This is a genomic window from Streptomyces sp. M2CJ-2, from assembly GCF_016757295.1.
In the GTDB taxonomy this organism is placed as follows: domain Bacteria; phylum Actinomycetota; class Actinomycetes; order Streptomycetales; family Streptomycetaceae; genus Streptomyces.
Map to the genome: position 1 here is coordinate 137,477 of NZ_JAESIF010000004.1, position 16,689 is coordinate 154,165.

Consider the following 16,689-nt stretch of genomic DNA (forward strand, 5'->3'; position numbering starts at 1 on the left):
GTTATCTCAGTAGCCGAAGTTCTGGGTCCACCACGGGCCGCCCGGCCCGAAGTGCACGCCCACGCCCAGCGTCTTGAAGTCGCAGTTCAGTATGTTCGCCTTGTGGCCGGGGCTGTCCATCCAGGCTTCCATCACGGCCGCGGCGGTCGCCTGGCCGCGGGCTATGTTCTCCCCGCCGAGGTCGGCTATCCCGGCAGCCTTCGCCCTGTCCCACGGGGTGTCGCCGTCGGGGTCGGTGTGGTCGAAGAAGCCGCGCTCGGCCATGTCCTGGCTGAACGCCGCGGCCAGGCCCGTCAGCGCGCTGTTCGCGGCGACCGGGCTGCAGCCCACCTTCGCCCGCTCCTGGTTGACCAGCTGGAGCACCTGGGCTCCGGCGGCGGCCTCCTCGGAGACGGTCACCGGGCTGCTCGGCGCCTGCTTCTCCGGCTTCGGAGCGGCCTTGCGGGGCGGCGTCGTCTCGAGCTTCTCGCTCGGCGTCACCGCCGGCTTCCGCTGCTCCGGCACCTTCTCCGGTGCCTTCGCCTCCGGAGTCTTCGACTGCTCGGCCGAGGGGGCCGACGGCGAGGGCTTCGGCGAGGTGGAGCGCTCGGAGTCACGGCTGGCGGGGGTGCCGGCCTCACGGCCCGGACTCTCGAGGCTGCCCGAGGTGCCGCCCTGCTCGCCGGGTGTGTTGGTCGGGGTGCCCGCGGCCTCCACCGTCTCGCCGGGGGAGCTGTCGCCGCCGAGCTTGTAGTTCTCGAGGCCCGGTACCGCGCCCGTGGCCACCGCGACCGTGCCGAGGGCCACCGCGGCGGAGACCCCGAGCAGTCCGGTGCGCACGGGCGTCGCGGCCTTCTTCTTCCGGCGCCGCCCGCCCGAGCCGCCCGAGTGCCGGTCGCCGTCGCCGGGCGTGAAGCCGTCGTCGGGGAAACCACCCCGCGGGACGTCCCTGGGCGGGAGGCCGTCGCTCGCGAAGACAGCCGTCTCGGCGGCGGCCGCGGAGCGGTCGGGGCCGGCCGGGAAGGCGCCGGGGTGGACGTTCCCCCGGTTTCCCTGGAAGGCGGTTCCGGAGTGGTCGCCGTACGCGAAGCCGTCCTGCGCGAAGCCGTCCTGAGTGAGGTCGCCGACGGCGTGACCGTCGCCGGGGCCGTCCTCCGTCGCGAAGAGGTAGGCCTCGCTCCTCGCGGACGTCTCGGCGTACGCCTCCGGATTCAGGTAGGGGGCGATGCCCATCGTCGGGGCGTCCGCCGCGTGTGCGCTCAGCGGGTCGGGGCTCCCGTGGTACCGGCCGTCGTGCTGAGTGACCTCCGTGGCGGCGCGGCCCGTGGCGGCGCGGCCGGCGTCGGAGCGTCGGTGGCGTCCCATGTCCTGGCCTTCCTGGTCCTTGCGGTCGACTCGTCCTCGCGATCAACACGAAACTCACACGATCGAGTGAGTTTCATATGAGATTCGTTCGATCGGGACGGTACCGCATGGCGCAAGGGGAGGGAGTGCCCCGAGTGACATTGTCCGGTTAGGTTGCAGTCATGAGCGAGGATGTGCGACTGGTCGCCTGGGTGCGAGGGCGGGTCCAAGGTGTGGGTTTCCGCTGGTTCACCCGGGCCAAGGCGCTGGAGATCGGCGGCCTGAGTGGCTTTGCTCTCAATTTGGGTGACGGACGGGTCCAAGTGGTCGCGGAGGGCTCCCGGGAACGCTGTGAGGACCTGCTCGACTGGCTCCAGGACGGCGACACGCCCGGACATGTGGACGGGGTCACCGAGATATGGGACACACCCCGCGGTGGCTACGAGGGCTTCGCCATCCGCTGATCCCGCCGCCCTACCGGAGCCCCCGGGGTCCGGGAAGGGCGCCCCGGCCGGTCCGAAAGCGCGGAAAGCTCCTGGTGATTGCCAAGAACGCCCCCGTCGTGGGAGGCTTCCCCGCGCATCCGGTCCACCACGCCCCGAGGGTCGGCACGAGCGGCGCCGTCACCGCCCGACGGCCGTACACGCTCGGCCATCCGCCGATACGGGGCGTGATCGTGTTGACCGTCAAACTTTTTGGTGAGACGCTGAAAGCCCCGCGCACCTTAGCTGTTTGGCATGGCTGAACGGCAGTACAACTCCAGGTCTGCCAAGCACCGCGGGTGCTCATCCCTCACGACCCACACCGCACAGGTCGGTCACGCATTGTGGAGGACCATCCATCATGGCAAAGGCGCTTCTCGGTTACGTCGGCGGCTCCGACCCTCGACTCCTCGCCGAGATGCGACGGCTCCAGCGGCGCGTCCAGGATCTGGAATCCGAACTCGTACGGATCCAGGCGGAGAACGACGAGCTCGCGGCTGCCGCTTCTCACGACAGGATCATGGAGAGCGTTGACGCACACCAGGCGGAGCCTGCGCTGACCTGATCGCTGCACCGCTCCACCCCGGCACGGCAGCGGTCGGTTCGCCCGTCACCACCGCCACGTCGTCAGAAGTGCAAGGGACGCCCCGGCGTCCCTTCTTTCTTGCCTCCGTACCCCCGGCACCCCCTGCGCCGCCCGGTTTCCCCAGTTCCCGGTTTCTTGACTCGCGCATCCTTTCACCGTCTTTAACGTTTGGTGTGCCCTGCGCGTTCACCCGTGAAACCGCAGGTTCATGGAGTGGGACATCCCGGGCAGGTAAAGTCCGGCCACGTGCACCTCAAGGCCCTGACCCTCCGAGGCTTCAAGTCGTTCGCCTCGGCGACCACGCTCCGGTTCGAACCGGGCATCACGTGCGTCGTCGGTCCGAACGGCTCGGGCAAGTCCAATGTCGTGGACGCGCTCAGCTGGGTCATGGGAGAGCAGGGCGCCAAGTCGCTGCGCGGCGGCAAGATGGAGGACGTCATCTTCGCCGGCACCACCGGCCGACCGCCGCTCGGCCGCGCCGAGGTGTCGCTGACCATCGACAACGCCGACGGGGCCCTGCCCATCGAGTACGCCGAGGTCACCATCACGCGGATCATGTTCCGCAACGGCGGCAGCGAGTACCAGATCAACGGCGACACCTGCCGTCTCCTCGACATCCAGGAACTGCTCTCCGACTCCGGCATCGGCCGTGAGATGCACGTCATCGTCGGCCAAGGCCAACTGGACTCCGTGCTGCACGCCGACCCGATGGGCCGCCGCGCCTTCATCGAGGAGGCGGCCGGGGTCCTCAAACACCGCAAGCGCAAGGAGAAGGCGCTGCGCAAGCTGGACGCGATGCAGGCCAATCTCGCGCGCGTACAGGACCTCACCGACGAACTGCGCCGCCAGCTCAAACCCCTCGGCCGCCAGGCCGCGGTCGCCAGAAGGGCCGCCGTCATCCAGGCAGATCTGCGCGACGTCCGCCTGCGCCTGCTCGCCGACGACCTCGTGCGGCTGCGCGACGCGGTCGCGGCGGAGATCGCCGACGAGGCCGCCCTCAAGGAGCGCAAGGACGCCGCCGAGCAGGAACTGCGCAAGGCGCTCCAGAGGGAGGCGGCCCTCGAGGACGAGGTGCGCCGGCTCACTCCGCGCCTGCACAGCGCCCAGCAGACCTGGTACGAGCTCTCCCAGCTCGCCGAGCGGGTGCGCGGTACCGTCTCGCTGGCCGAAGCGCGCGTGAAGAGCGCCACCTCCGCACCCCCCGAGGAGCGCCACGGACGCGACCCCGGGGAAATGGAGCGCGAGGCCGCCCGCGTCCGCGAGCAGGAGGCCGAGCTGGAGGCCGCCCTCGAGGCCGCCGAACACGCCCTGGAGAACACGGTCGCCCACCGCACGGAGCTGGAACGCGACCTCGCCCTGGAGGAACGGCGGCTGAAGGACGCCGCGCGCGCCCTCGCCGACCGGCGCGAGGGGCTCGCCCGGCTCACGGGCCAGGTGGGCGCGGCCCGTTCGCGTGCCGCGGCGGCCCAGGCCGAGATCGAGCGCCTGGCCGCGGCCCGCGACGAGGCCCAGGAACGGGCCGTCGCCGCCCAGGAGGAGTACGAGGCCCTGCAGGCCGAGGTCGACGGCCTCGACGCCGGTGACGCGGAACTCACCGGACGGCACACGGAGGCCGAACAGCGGCTCGCCGAGGCCGAGACCGCCCTCACCGCCGCCCGCGAGGCGGTCACCACCGTCGAACGCGAGCGCGCCGCGACCCGGGCCCGCCACGAGGCCCTCGCTCTCGGCCTGCGCCGCAAGGACGGCACCGGCGCGCTGCTCGCGGCGCAGGACCGGCTCGCCGGGCTGCTCGGCCCCGCCGCCGAACTGCTCACCGTCACCCCGGGCCACGAGGCCGCCCTCGCCGCCGCCTTCGGGGCCGCCGCCGACGCCCTCGCCGTCACCGGCCCCGCCACCGCCGCCGACGCGATCCGCCTGCTGCGCAAACAGGAAGCGGGTCGCGCCACCCTGCTGCTCACCGGCACCTTTGACGACGGGCCGCGAAAAGCGCCCGCCGACGCACCGCACGAGCCGCGCGCGGATACTCCCGACAGTCCCCCGTACGCCGCCGACCTGGTGCGCGGACCCACCGAACTCCTGCCCGCCGTACGCCGGTTGCTGCGCGACATCGTGGTCGTCGGCACTCTGGAGGACGCCGAGGAGCTGGTGTACGCGCGGCCCGAGCTGATCGCCGTGACCGCCGAGGGCGACCTGCTGGGCGCGCACTTCGCGCACGGCGGCTCGGCGGGAGCCCCGAGCCTGCTCGAGGTGCGGGCGTCCGTGGACGAGGCCGCGGCCGAACTGGAAGAGCTCGATGTGCGGTGCGAGGAACTGACCCTGGCACAGCACACGGCGGCCGAGGAGCGCGGCCGGTGCGCGGCCCTCGTCGAGGAACTGGGGAAACGGCGCCGGGCCGCCGACCGGGAGAAGTCCTCCGTCGCCCAGCAACTGGGCCGGCTCGCCGGGCAGGCACGTGGTGCGGCCGGGGAGGCCGAGCGCTCCGCCGCCGCGGCCGCCAGGGCGCAGGAGGCCCTCGACAAGGCGCTCACCGATGTGGAGGAACTCGCCGAACGGCTCGCCGTCGCCGAGGAGAGTGCCCCTTTCGGGGAGGGAGAGGAGCCCGACCCCTCCGTGCGTGACCGGCTCGCCGCCGACGGGGCCAACGCCCGCCAGACCGAGATGGAGGCCCGGCTCCAGGTGCGTACGCACGAGGAGCGGGTCAAGGGGCTCGCCGGGCGGGCCGACTCCCTCGACCGGGCCGCCCGCGCGGAACGCGAGGCACGCGCGCGTGCCGAGCAGCGGCGGGCCCGCCTGCGGCACGAGGCGGCCGTCGCCGAGGCCGTCGCGGGCGGTGCCCGTCAGTTGCTCGCGCACGTCGAGGTGTCCCTCGCGCGCGCCGAGGAGGAGCGCACCGCCGCCGAGGCCGCGAAGGCCCGCAGCGAGCAGGAACTCGCCCGGGCGCGCACCGAGGGGCGCGACCTCAAGGCGGAGCTCGACAAGTTGACGGATTCAGTTCACCGGGGAGAGGTGCTCGGCGCCGAGAAGCGGCTGCGGATGGAGCAGTTGGAGACCAAGGCGCTGGAGGAACTGGGTGTCGAACCGGCCGGGCTGGTGGCGGAGTACGGACCGCACCGACCGGTGCCGCCCTCGCTCCCCGCCGACGGGGAGGACCTCCCGGACGACCCCGAGCACCCGCGCAACACGCCTCGCCCCTTCGTGCGGGCGGAGCAGGAGAAGCGGATGAAGGCCGCCGAGCGGGCCTACCAGCAGCTCGGCAAGGTGAACCCGCTCGCGCTGGAGGAGTTCGCGGCGCTGGAGGAACGCCACCAGTTCCTCGGCGAGCAACTGGAGGACCTGAAGAAGACCCGCGCGGATCTGCTCCAGGTCGTCAAGGAGGTCGACGAGCGCGTCGAGCAGGTCTTCAGCGAGGCCTACCGGGACACGGCCCGGGAGTTCGAGGGCGTCTTCTCCCGGTTGTTCCCGGGCGGTGAGGGGCGGCTGGTGCTGACCGACCCCGACAACATGCTCACCACGGGCGTGGACGTCGAGGCGCGTCCGCCGGGCAAGAAGGTCAAGCGACTGTCGCTGCTCTCGGGCGGTGAGCGGTCACTGACCGCCGTGGCGCTGCTGGTGTCGATCTTCAAGGCGCGGCCGAGCCCGTTCTACGTCATGGACGAGGTCGAGGCCGCTCTCGACGACACCAACCTCCAGCGGCTGATCGGCATCATGCAGGAGCTGCAGGAGGCCTCGCAGCTGATCGTGATCACCCACCAGAAGCGCACGATGGAGGTCGCCGACGCGCTCTACGGCGTCTCCATGCAGGGCGACGGCGTCTCCAAGGTCATCAGCCAGCGCCTCCGTTAGGCGAGCGCAGCCTGCACGCATTCATGATCGTCCGTCCTGCGTCCCCCATGCGTGACTTCGACTCTTGAACTCAATCTCGCGAGATCCGAGGGTATCCGTTCCATAATCCTCTATTGACTTCAGAACTTGAACGCATAGTGTTCGTCATGTTGCTTTTACCTTCAGGTACCTTCAGGTGAACCTCGAAGGGCTGACCCCATCCGGCGATGTTGCCGGTGGCCCGAGGAGTTACACGTGACCAGCTCAGCGCAGGCACAGACGTCAGGAGCCGGGACGGCTCAACCCGAACATCTCGGGCACGTCATCTTCATCACGGCGGCAGCCGCCATGGGCGGCTTCCTCTTCGGCTACGACAGCTCCGTGATCAACGGCGCCGTCGAGGCCATCCGGGACCGCTACGACATCGGCTCGGCCGCGCTCGCCCAGGTCATCGCCATCGCGCTGATCGGCTGCGCCGTCGGCGCAGCGACCGCCGGCCGCATAGCCGACCGCATCGGCCGCATCCGGGTCATGCAGATCGCCGCGCTCCTGTTCACCGTCAGCGCCATCGGCTCCGCCGTCCCCTTCTCCCTCTACGACCTCGCCTTCTGGCGGGTCGTCGGCGGCGTCGCCATCGGCATGGCCTCGGTGATCGGCCCGGCCTACATCGCCGAGGTCGCCCCGCCCGCCTACCGCGGCCGGCTCGGCTCCTTCCAGCAGGCCGCGATCGTCGTCGGCATCGCCGTGTCGCAGCTGGTCAACTGGGGCATCCTGAACGCCGCCGGCGGCGACCAGCGCGGCACGCTGCTGGGTCTGGAGGCATGGCAGCTGATGCTCGGCGTCATGGTCGTCCCGGCCGTGCTGTACGGACTGCTCTCCTTCGCCATCCCCGAGTCCCCCCGCTACCTGATCTCCGTCGGCAAGCACGAGCGCGCCCGGAAGATCCTCGAAGAGGTCGAGGGCAAGAACGTCGACCTGGACGCCCGCGTCAGCGAGATCGAGACGGCGATGCACAGCGAGGAGAAGTCCCGCTTCAAGGACCTGCTCGGCGGCAGCTTCTTCTTCAAGCCGATCGTCTGGGTCGGTATCGGCCTGTCGGTCTTCCAGCAGTTCGTCGGCATCAACGTCGCGTTCTACTACTCGGCGACGCTGTGGCAGTCGGTCGGCGTCGACCCGGCGGACTCGTTCTTCTACTCCTTCACCACGTCGATCATCAACATCGTGGGCACCGTCATCGCGATGATCTTCGTCGACCGCATCGGCCGCAGGCCGCTCGCGATCATCGGCTCCGTCGGCATGGTGATCGGCCTCGCCCTGGAGGCCTGGGCGTTCTCGCACCCGTTGGTCGACGGCAAGCTGCCGGCCACTCAGGGCCTGGTTGCCCTGGTCGCCGCCCACATGTTCGTCCTCTTCTTCGCCCTGTCCTGGGGTGTGGTCGTCTGGGTCATGCTCGGCGAGATGTTCCCGAACCGGATCCGCGCCGCCGCGCTGGGCGTGGCCGCCGCCGCGCAGTGGATCGCCAACTGGGCCATCACCGCGAGCTTCCCGTCGCTGGCCGACTGGAACCTGTCGACCACCTACGTGATCTACACGGTGTTCGCGGCGCTCTCCATCCCGTTCGTCCTGAAGTTCGTCAAGGAGACGAAGGGCAAGGCCCTGGAGGAAATGGGCTGACCGCGCCCGCGGGACCGACGGTCCACGGACCCGTCCCACCCGAGCCCGAGGAGAGGGGTTCAAGTCCCCGCTGCCCCTCTCCTCGTACCCCGCCGCCCCGCCCCGGACGACCGTCCGCGCCGGGGCGGCGGCGTGTTTGTGCCGTGTGCCGCACGTCCTGCCCCGTGCGTCGTCGGCCGACGGCCACCGGGTCGCCGGGCCGGGACGGCACGGACCGTTCCACGGGGGCCGACCTCGGCTCGACCGGGCTGCCCATGACTGATACTGGACCCGTTATGGACATCGTCATCCTTGCTGTAGTCATTGCCGTGGTCGTGTTCGGTGTGCTCGGCGGGCTCATCGTCGGCAGCCGCCGCAAGAAGCAGCTGCCCCCGCCGCCCACCGCGCCCGACATCACCGCCCCTCCGGCCGAGCCGCACGTCGGCGACGAGGCCGAGACGCCGCGGGAGGAACCGCGGCGCACCATCGAGGAGGTTGATCTTCCGGACGGCTCCGCCCCGGTCGTCGTCGAGGAGCCGCCCGCCGAGGCTCCCGCGATCGAGATCCCGGAGCCCACCGCCGGCCGGCTCGTCCGGCTGCGCGCCCGTCTCTCCCGTTCACAGAACGCCCTGGGCAAGGGCCTGCTCGTCCTGCTCTCCCGCGAGCACCTCGACGAGGACACCTGGGAGGAGGTCGAGGACACCCTGCTCACCGCCGATGTCGGCGTGCAGCCCACCCAGGAGCTGGTCGAGCGGCTGCGCGAGCGCGTGAAGGTGCTCGGCACCCGTACCCCCGCCGAACTGCGCGGGCTGCTCCGCGAGGAGCTGATCACCCTGGTCGATCCCACGATGAACCGCACCGTGCGCACCGAGACCGAGACCGGTGGTCCGGGCGTCGTGATGGTCGTGGGGGTCAACGGCACCGGCAAGACCACCACCACCGGCAAGCTCGCCCGGGTCCTGGTCGCCGACGGCAACACCGTCGTCCTCGGCGCCGCCGACACGTTCCGTGCCGCCGCCGCCGACCAGCTCCAGACCTGGGGCGAGCGCGTCGGCGCCCACACCGTGCGTGGCCCCGAGGGCGGCGACCCGGCCTCCGTCGCGTTCGACGCGGTCAAGGAGGGCAAGGAGATCGGCGCGGGCGTCGTGCTCATCGACACCGCCGGCCGACTGCACACCAAGACCGGCCTGATGGACGAGCTCGGCAAGGTCAAGCGGGTCGTGGAGAAGCAGGCCCCGCTGGACGAGGTGCTGCTCGTGCTCGACGCCACCACCGGTCAGAACGGCCTGGTCCAGGCCCGGGTCTTCGCCGAGGTCGTCGACATCACCGGCATCGTGCTCACCAAGCTGGACGGCACGGCCAAGGGCGGCATCGTGATCGCCGTCCAGCGCGAACTGGGCGTCCCGGTCAAGCTGATCGGTCTCGGCGAGGGCGCGGACGACCTGGCACCGTTCGAGCCCGACGCGTTCGTGGACGCGCTCATCGGGGAGTGACCCCGAGGCGACCCGCCGGACGGCACCCGCACCGACGCGAAGAAGCGCCCGCTTCCGGAAACCCGGAAACGGGCGCTTCGCCGTGTCGCCCCACGTACGGCTTCGGGGCCTACGCCTACGCCTGCGGCTGCGACTTCCGGCGCCTGTGCCTACGCCTGCGACCGATGCACGACGTACGCCAGCGTGCCCAGGACCAGACGGGCCTCGGGCGGGCGGGGAACCGAGTCGAGGGCGGGGGAGCGCAGCCAGCGCACCGGGCCGAGGCCGCCCCGGTCCGACGCCGGCGCCGTGATGTGCGTACCGGGACCGAGGCCGCGCAGGTCGAGGGTGGCCGGGTCGTCCCAGCCCATGCGGTAGAGCAGCTCGGGGAGCGCGGCGGCGGCGCCGGGGGCGACGAAGAACTGGGCCCGGCCGTCCGGGGTGGCGACGACCGGGCCGACGGGCAGGCCCATGCGCTCCAGCCGGGCCAGGGCGCGGCACCCGGCGGGTTCGGCCACCTCGATCACGTCGAACGCCCGCCCGACCGGCAGCATCATCGCGGCGCCCGGGTACCCGGCCCAGATCTCCGTCACGTCGTCCAGCGGAGCCCCGGCGGGGATCTCCGGGGCGAGGTCCAGCGGATGCGCCCCCGGCGCCCGGCATCCCGCCCGGCCGCAGGAGCAGGCACCGGCCGCGGCGCGGGCACCCGGCACCACGTCCCAGCCCCACAGCCCGGTGTACTCCGCCACTCCGGTGCCGTCCGACACACGGCCCCGACGGCGTGAGCCGGACCGGATGTCGCGGATGCCCCGGCTGATGCCGATCGTGAAGCCCATGCCCCCTCCAACGGGTCCGACGCACCGGTGGTTACGCAGCGAGTGCGGTGCATGACTCTCTGTTTTCGACTTCCCCGTACCGCGCGGCTCAGTCGGCGCCCGGAAGCGTCCGGGGTGGCGTGCAGGGTGGCTCGCGCCCCGGAGTGCCTCGCCGCATCCACTGTGGCCGCCCTGTGTCAAGTGAATCGTGAGTCGGCCACCGTGAGTTCATTCGATGGGGTGGCGAATGGTGGCGATTACCGGTTCGCCATGGCTGGACGGGTGATCGTAGCGCTACGTTGTGTGCACGGCTTCTTGGGGCACATGCACACACGGGTATGCCGGAGGCAACTCGGCTTTCCGTTCGGTGGGTGGCATCCGCCGGACGGCGGCCCCGGCAACCGGCATTCTGATAGGGCTTGGCGCACTCAGCGGCGAGTGGTTTCAGGGATGGGGGCGTTCCAGTGAGCGGCAACGGCGGTGGCGGGACGAGCGCTGCGGGTACGGAGAAGCGTCCGAACGAGCTGCTCGCCTCGTGGTTCATCCGCAGCGGCTGGTCCAAGGGCGAACTCGCCCGCCAGGTCAACCGCAGAGCCCGCCAACTGGGCGCCAACCACATCTCCACCGACACCTCGCGCGTGCGCCGCTGGCTGGACGGCGAGAACCCGCGCGAGCCCATCCCGCGCATCCTGTCCGAGCTGTTCTCCGAGCGCTTCGGCGTCGTCGTGTCCGTCGAGGACCTGGGGCTGCGCACCACCCGGCCCTCGCCCTCCGTGACCGGCGTCGACCTGCCCTGGACGGGCCCGCAGACCGTGGCCCTGCTCAGCGAGTTCTCGCGCAGCGACCTCATGCTCGCCCGGCGCGGCTTCCTCGGGAGCTCGCTGGCCCTCTCCGCGGGCCCGTCCCTCATCGAGCCCATGCAGCGCTGGCTCGTCCCCACGCCGTCCGCCGCCCCGTCCCGCCCGGAGTCCGAGTCCGCCGCCCTGGGGCACAGCCGCGGCCGGCTGTCCCAGCCGGAGCTGGACCTGCTGGAGACCACCACCGTGATGTTCCGGCAGTGGGACGCCCAGTGCGGCGGCGGCCTGCGCCGCAAGGCCGTCGTCGGGCAGCTGCACGAGGTGACGGACCTGCTCCAGGAACCCCAGCCCGACCCGATCCGGCGGCGGCTGTTCAAGGTCGCCGCCGAGCTCGCCGAACTGGCCGGCTGGATGTCGTACGACGTCGGGCTCCAGCCCACCGCGCAGAAGTACCTCGTGCTCGCCCTGCACGCGGCCAAGGAGGCGGGGGACCGGCCGCTGGGCTCGTACATCCTGTCGAACCTGAGCCGGCAGATGATCCACCTCGGCCGGCCCGAGGACGCCCTGGAACTCATCCATCTCGCCCAGTACGGCAGCCGTGACTGCGCGAGCCCGCGCACCCAGTCGATGCTGTACGCGATGGAGGCCCGCGCCTACGCCAACATGGGCCAGCCCGGCCGGTGCAAGCGCGCGGTCAGGATGGCCGAGGACACCTTCGCCGAGGTCGGCGAGTGGGACGAACCGGACCCCGACTGGATCCGCTTCTTCTCCGAGGCCGAGTTGTACGGCGAGAACTCCCACTCCTTCCGCGACCTCGCCTACGTCGCCGGCCGCAGTCCCACGTACGCCTCCCTCGCCGAGCCGCTGATGGAGCGGGCCGTGGAGCTGTTCGCCCAGGAGCGCGCCGACTACCAGCGGTCGTACGCGCTCAACCTGATCGGCATGGCCACCGTGCATCTCCTCCAGCGTGAGCCCGAGCGGGGCGCGGTCCTCGCCACCGAGGCCATCAGGGCGGCCAAGAAGGTCCGTTCCGAGCGGGTCACCACCCGTATCCGAAAGACGGTCGACACGGCCGTCCGTGACTTCGGCGACCTCGCCGAGGTCGTCGACCTCACCGAGCGGCTCGCCATCGAGTTGCCGGAGACCGCCGAAGCGGTCTGACTCCCGAAGCGGTCCGATCCCGAAACTCGACAGGAACCCCCCGAGGGACCACAGGAACCTCCGGGAAAAATCCAGACCCCGGCCGCGGCCGGCCCTCCCGAACTGCCCGACTCGGCTCCCCCATGCCAGGTCATCGGGAGGCCCGCCGCGGTCGGTTTTTTGTGCCCGGCCGTCGTCGCTCTCGCGGACCCGGTGCTCGCCGTCGTGGCTGCTCCATCGATGGCTGCGGTGCCACGGGGCGGGGAGCGCGCGGATCCGGCAGTTCATCGACGCGTAACACACCAGGTGCCTTCGTCACGGCGGCGAAACAGCGAGGGGCGCCCACCGAAACGGCGCTGCGCGAATCTCTTGGCGCAGAACCGGCCCACCCCTCACGACCCGCTCGGGTTCCGCCCGCACGGGGCCGTACCGACGACGAGGAGACGCTGATGGCAGCAGCCGTCACCCTTGCCGCGGAGACGCCCACGCTCTCTGCCGCCAACACAGGGTTCATGCTCATCTGTTCCGCCCTGGTGATGCTCATGACCCCGGGCCTGGCCTTCTTCTACGGAGGCATGGTCCGCGTCAAGAGCACCCTGAACATGCTGATGATGAGCTTCATCAGCCTGGGAATCGTCACCGTCCTGTGGGTGCTGTACGGCTTCTCCATGGCGTTCGGCACCGACTTCGGCGGCCTGGCCGGATGGAACTCCCACTGGGTCGGCCTCGGCGACATCGGCCTGACCGAGCTGTGGGACGGCTACACCATCCCCGTCTTCGTCTTCCTGGTCTTCCAGCTGATGTTCGCTGTCCTCACCCCCGCCCTGATCAGCGGCGCGCTCGCGGACCGCGTGAAGTTCACCGCGTGGGCGCTGTTCATCGCCCTGTGGGCCACCGTCGTCTACTTCCCGGTCGCCCACTGGGTCTGGGGCGCCGGCGGCTGGGCCTTCGAACTGGGCGTCATCGACTTCGCCGGCGGGACAGCCGTCCACATCAACGCCGGCGCCGCCGCGCTCGGTGTGATCCTGGTGATCGGCAAGCGGGTCGGCTTCAAGAAGGACCCGATGCGCCCGCACAGCCTGCCGCTGGTCATGCTCGGCGCCGCGCTGCTGTGGTTCGGCTGGTTCGGCTTCAACGCCGGCTCCTGGCTCGGCAACGACGACGGCGTCGGCGCGCTGATGTTCGTCAACACCCAGGTCGCCACCGCCGCCGCCGTACTCGGCTGGCTCGCCTACGAGAAGTTCCGCCACGGCGCGTTCACCACGCTGGGCGCCGCCTCCGGCGCGGTCTCGGGCCTGGTCGCCATCACGCCGTCCGGCGGCGCGGTCTCCCCGCTCGGCGCGATCGCCGTCGGCGCCGTCGCCGGTGTGCTGTGCGCCATGGCCGTCGGCCTGAAGTACCGGTTCGGTTACGACGACTCCCTGGACGTCGTCGGCGTCCACCTGGTCGGCGGCATCGTCGGCTCCCTGCTCGTCGGCTTCCTCGCCAGCGGCAAGGGCCAGTCGGACGTCCGGGGACTCTTCTACGGCGGCGGCCTCGACCAGTTCTGGAAGCAGTGCGCCGGAGTCTTCGGCGTCCTCGCCTACTCCCTGGTCGTCTCCGCGGTCCTCGCCTTCCTCCTGGACCGGACGATCGGCATGCGTGTCTCCGAGGACGAGGAGGTGGCCGGCATCGACCGGGCCGAACACGCCGAGACCGCATACGACTTCAGCGGCGCCGGCGGCGGTGCCGCCCGCAACGCCGCCCAGGCGCCCCTCGCCCCGGCCGAGAGCAAGAAGGTGGACGCATGAAGCTCATCACCGCCGTCGTCAAGCCGCATCGGCTCGACGAGATCAAGGAGGCCCTGCAGACCTTCGGGGTGCACGGCCTGACCGTCACCGAGGCCAGCGGCTACGGCCGCCAGCGCGGCCACACCGAGGTCTACCGCGGTGCCGAGTACACCGTCGACCTGGTGCCCAAGATCCGCATCGAGGTGCTGGTGGAGGACGAGGACGCCGAACAGCTCATCGACGTGATCGTCAAGGCGGCCCGCACCGGCAAGATCGGCGACGGCAAGGTCTGGTCGGTCCCGGTCGGGACCGCCGTACGGGTCCGCACCGGTGAGCGCGGCCCGGACGCGCTCTGAACAGGGCGAACGGAACAGAAGCCACCGATGACGGGGACGGGCGTGCACGACGGGACGAAGGGGTCGGGACCCGGCGGCTACGCGGCGGCCCGGCTGCACCTCCTCACCGAGGAGACGCGGTCCGGACCGCCGCGCCGCGCCGCCCTCGCGAACCTCACGGACGACTGGCTCGCCGGGCTCTTCGCGGCGGGTGCCGCGGGGGTGCGCGGGGTGTCCCTGGTCGCCGTGGGCGGCTACGGGCGCGCGGAACTGTCCCCGCGCAGCGATCTCGACCTGCTCCTGCTGCACGACGGCGGCGACCCAGAGGCGGTCGCCGCCCTCGCCGACCGCCTCTGGTACCCCGTCTGGGACCTGGGCCTCACCCTCGACCACTCCGTCCGCACCTCGGCCGAGGCGCGCAGGACCGCGGGCGAGGACCTGAAGGTCCAGCTCGGCCTGCTGGACGCCCGGCACATCGCCGGTGACCTCGGCCTCACCGCCGCACTGCGCACGGCGGTGCTCGCCGACTGGCGCAACCAGGCACCGAAGCGGCTCCCCGCCCTCCAGGAGCTGTGCGCCGAACGCGCCGAACGCATGGGCGAGTTGCAGTACCTCCTGGAACCCGACCTCAAGGAGGCCCACGGCGGGCTCCGCGACGCCACCGCCCTGCGCGCCGTCGCCGCCTCCTGGCTCGCCGACGCCCCGCGCGGGGGCCTGGCCGACGCCCGCCGCCGACTCCTCGACGTACGGGACGCCCTGCACCTGGCCACCGGGCGCGCCACCGACCGGCTCGCGCTGCAGGAGCAGGACCAGGTCGCAGCCGAACTGGGCATGCTCGACGCGGACGTGCTGCTGCGGCAGGTCTACGAGGCCGCACGCGTCATCGCGTACGCCGGTGACGTCACCTGGCGCGAAGTGGCGCGTGTGCTGCGCTCCCGCGCGGTGCGGCCCGGACTGCGCGCCGTCCTGGGTGGCGGGAAAGCGGCGCCCGAGCGCTCCCCGCTGGCCGAGGGGGTCGTGGAACAGGACGGCGAAGTGGTGCTCGCCCGCGCCGCGCGCCCCGAACGCGACCCCGTGCTCCCGCTGCGTGCCGCGGCCGCCGCCGCCCAGGCCGGGCTGCCGCTCTCCCCGCACGCCGTACGGCGCATGGCGGTCACCGCGCGCCCCCTGCCCACGCCGTGGCCCGCCGAGGCGCGGGAACAGCTGGTGACCCTGCTGGGCTCCGGCCGGCCCACGATCCAGGTCTGGGAGGCGCTGGAGGCGGAGGGCCTGGTCAACAGCCTGCTCCCGGACTGGGAACGGGTCCGCTGCCGCCCCCAGCGCAACGCCGTGCACCTGTGGACCGTGGACCGGCACCTCATCGAGACCGCCGTCCGCGCCTCCGAGTTCACCCGGTGCGTGCACCGGCCCGACCTGCTGCTGGTCGCCGCGCTGCTGCACGACATCGGCAAGGGCCGGCCCGGAGACCACTCGGTGGCCGGCGAGGCCATCGCCAGGGACGTGGCCGCCCGCATCGGCTTCGACCGGCACGACGTCACGGTGATCGCCACCCTCGTACGCCACCATCTGCTGCTCGTCGAGACCGCCACCCGGCGCGACCTGGACGACCCGGCCACCGTGCGTGTGGTCGCCGAGGCCGTCGGCGACCGGGGCACCCTCGAACTTCTGCACGCCCTCACCAAGGCGGACGCCCTCGCCACCGGACCGGCCGCCTGGTCGTCCTGGCGCGCTTCGCTCGTCGCCGACCTCGTCGAACGGGTCTTCGCCGTGCTGTCCGGGGACGTACCGGCCGGGCCCGAGGAGACCGCGCCCACCGCGGAACAGGACCGCCTCGCCATCGAGGCGGTCGCCACGGGCGCGCCGGTGCTGTCCCTGCGGGCCCGGACCGAACCGCCCACCGAGCCCTCCGGCGATCCCGAGCCGCTCGGTGTGGAACTGCGCATCGCCGTACCCGACCAGGAGGGTGTGCTGCCCGCGGTGGCCGGGGTGCTCGCCGTGCACCGGCTGACCGTACGCACCGCGGAGCTGCGGGCGCTGGACCTCCCGGCCGGCGCCGACGGCTCCGTGCTGCTGCTGGACTGGCGGGTCGCCGCCGAGTACGGCTCCCTGCCCCAGGCCGCCCGGCTCCGCACCGACCTGGTCAGGGCTCTGGAGGGCACCCTCGACGTCGCCGGCCGGCTCGCCGAACGGGACGCCGCCCACCCCCGTCGCCGGGGCGTGGTCGCACCGCCCCCACGCGTGACGGTCGCCCCGGACGCCTCCCGGCACGCCACGGTGATCGAGGTCCGGGCGCAGGACGCCCCCGGGCTGCTGTTCCGGATCGGGCGGGCGCTGGAGGACGCGGGGGTGCGGGTGCGGAGCGCGCATGTGAGCACGCTGGGGGCGAACGCGGTGGACGCCTTCTACGTGACCTGCCTGGAGGGCACGCCCCTTCCCGGCGAGGAGGCGGGGGCGATGGCCCGGAAACTGGAGGAGACATTGCGGGTATGACCTTG

At 71.9% G+C, this 16,689-nt stretch carries 11 protein-coding genes; 9 read left to right on the forward strand and 2 right to left on the reverse strand.

The window, feature by feature from the left end:
- Nucleotides 1-6: 6 nt before the first annotated feature.
- Complete coding sequence (locus JL475_RS06210) at nucleotides 7-1,344, reverse strand: CAP domain-containing protein (protein ID WP_202276208.1); 1,338 nt, start codon at nucleotides 1,342-1,344, stop codon at nucleotides 7-9.
- A gap of 161 nt (nucleotides 1,345-1,505) precedes the next feature.
- Here JL475_RS06210 and JL475_RS06215 point away from each other — a divergent pair, with 161 nt between their 5' ends.
- From JL475_RS06215 to ftsY, 5 genes are all read left to right on the forward strand, one after another.
- Nucleotides 1,506-1,787 (forward strand): acylphosphatase, encoded by a 282-nt coding sequence (locus tag JL475_RS06215; RefSeq protein WP_109381744.1) that lies wholly within the window; start codon nucleotides 1,506-1,508, stop codon nucleotides 1,785-1,787.
- Between the two features lie 379 nt (nucleotides 1,788-2,166).
- Nucleotides 2,167-2,370: a hypothetical protein gene (locus JL475_RS06220; protein WP_109381746.1), complete on the forward strand. Its 204-nt coding sequence runs from the start codon at nucleotides 2,167-2,169 to the stop codon at nucleotides 2,368-2,370.
- 267 nt (nucleotides 2,371-2,637) lie between these two features.
- Nucleotides 2,638-6,234 carry a chromosome segregation protein SMC gene (gene smc, locus JL475_RS06225; protein ID WP_202276210.1) on the forward strand — a complete coding sequence of 1,199 codons (3,597 nt, stop codon included), beginning with the start codon at nucleotides 2,638-2,640 and terminating at the stop codon, nucleotides 6,232-6,234.
- Nucleotides 6,235-6,468: 234 nt separating this feature from the next.
- On the forward strand, nucleotides 6,469-7,887 hold the full coding sequence (locus JL475_RS06230) for a sugar porter family MFS transporter (RefSeq protein WP_202276212.1): 1,419 nt from the start codon (nucleotides 6,469-6,471) through the stop codon (nucleotides 7,885-7,887).
- A gap of 275 nt (nucleotides 7,888-8,162) precedes the next feature.
- On the forward strand, nucleotides 8,163-9,359 hold the full coding sequence (gene ftsY, locus JL475_RS06235; RefSeq protein ID WP_202276214.1) for a signal recognition particle-docking protein FtsY: 1,197 nt from the start codon (nucleotides 8,163-8,165) through the stop codon (nucleotides 9,357-9,359).
- Between the two features lie 149 nt (nucleotides 9,360-9,508).
- Here ftsY and JL475_RS06240 read toward each other — a convergent pair whose 3' ends face one another.
- Nucleotides 9,509-10,174 (reverse strand): bifunctional DNA primase/polymerase, encoded by a 666-nt coding sequence (locus JL475_RS06240; protein WP_202276216.1) that lies wholly within the window; start codon nucleotides 10,172-10,174, stop codon nucleotides 9,509-9,511.
- 443 nt (nucleotides 10,175-10,617) lie between these two features.
- On the opposite strand from JL475_RS06240, the gene JL475_RS06245 reads away from it, so the two are divergent.
- From JL475_RS06245 to JL475_RS06260, 4 genes are all read left to right on the forward strand, one after another.
- Nucleotides 10,618-12,111 (forward strand): hypothetical protein, encoded by a 1,494-nt coding sequence (locus JL475_RS06245; protein WP_202276218.1) that lies wholly within the window; start codon nucleotides 10,618-10,620, stop codon nucleotides 12,109-12,111.
- Nucleotides 12,112-12,539: 428 nt separating this feature from the next.
- Nucleotides 12,540-13,880 carry an ammonium transporter gene (locus JL475_RS06250; protein WP_202276220.1) on the forward strand — a complete coding sequence of 447 codons (1,341 nt, stop codon included), beginning with the start codon at nucleotides 12,540-12,542 and terminating at the stop codon, nucleotides 13,878-13,880.
- Nucleotides 13,877-14,215, forward strand: coding sequence for a P-II family nitrogen regulator (locus tag JL475_RS06255; RefSeq protein WP_202276222.1), 339 nt, complete (start codon nucleotides 13,877-13,879; stop codon nucleotides 14,213-14,215). Before JL475_RS06250 ends, JL475_RS06255 begins: the two co-directional genes overlap by 4 nt.
- A 27-nt stretch (nucleotides 14,216-14,242) precedes the next feature.
- Nucleotides 14,243-16,684: a [protein-PII] uridylyltransferase gene (locus JL475_RS06260; RefSeq protein ID WP_202276224.1), complete on the forward strand. Its 2,442-nt coding sequence runs from the start codon at nucleotides 14,243-14,245 to the stop codon at nucleotides 16,682-16,684.
- Nucleotides 16,685-16,689: the final 5 nt, after the last annotated feature.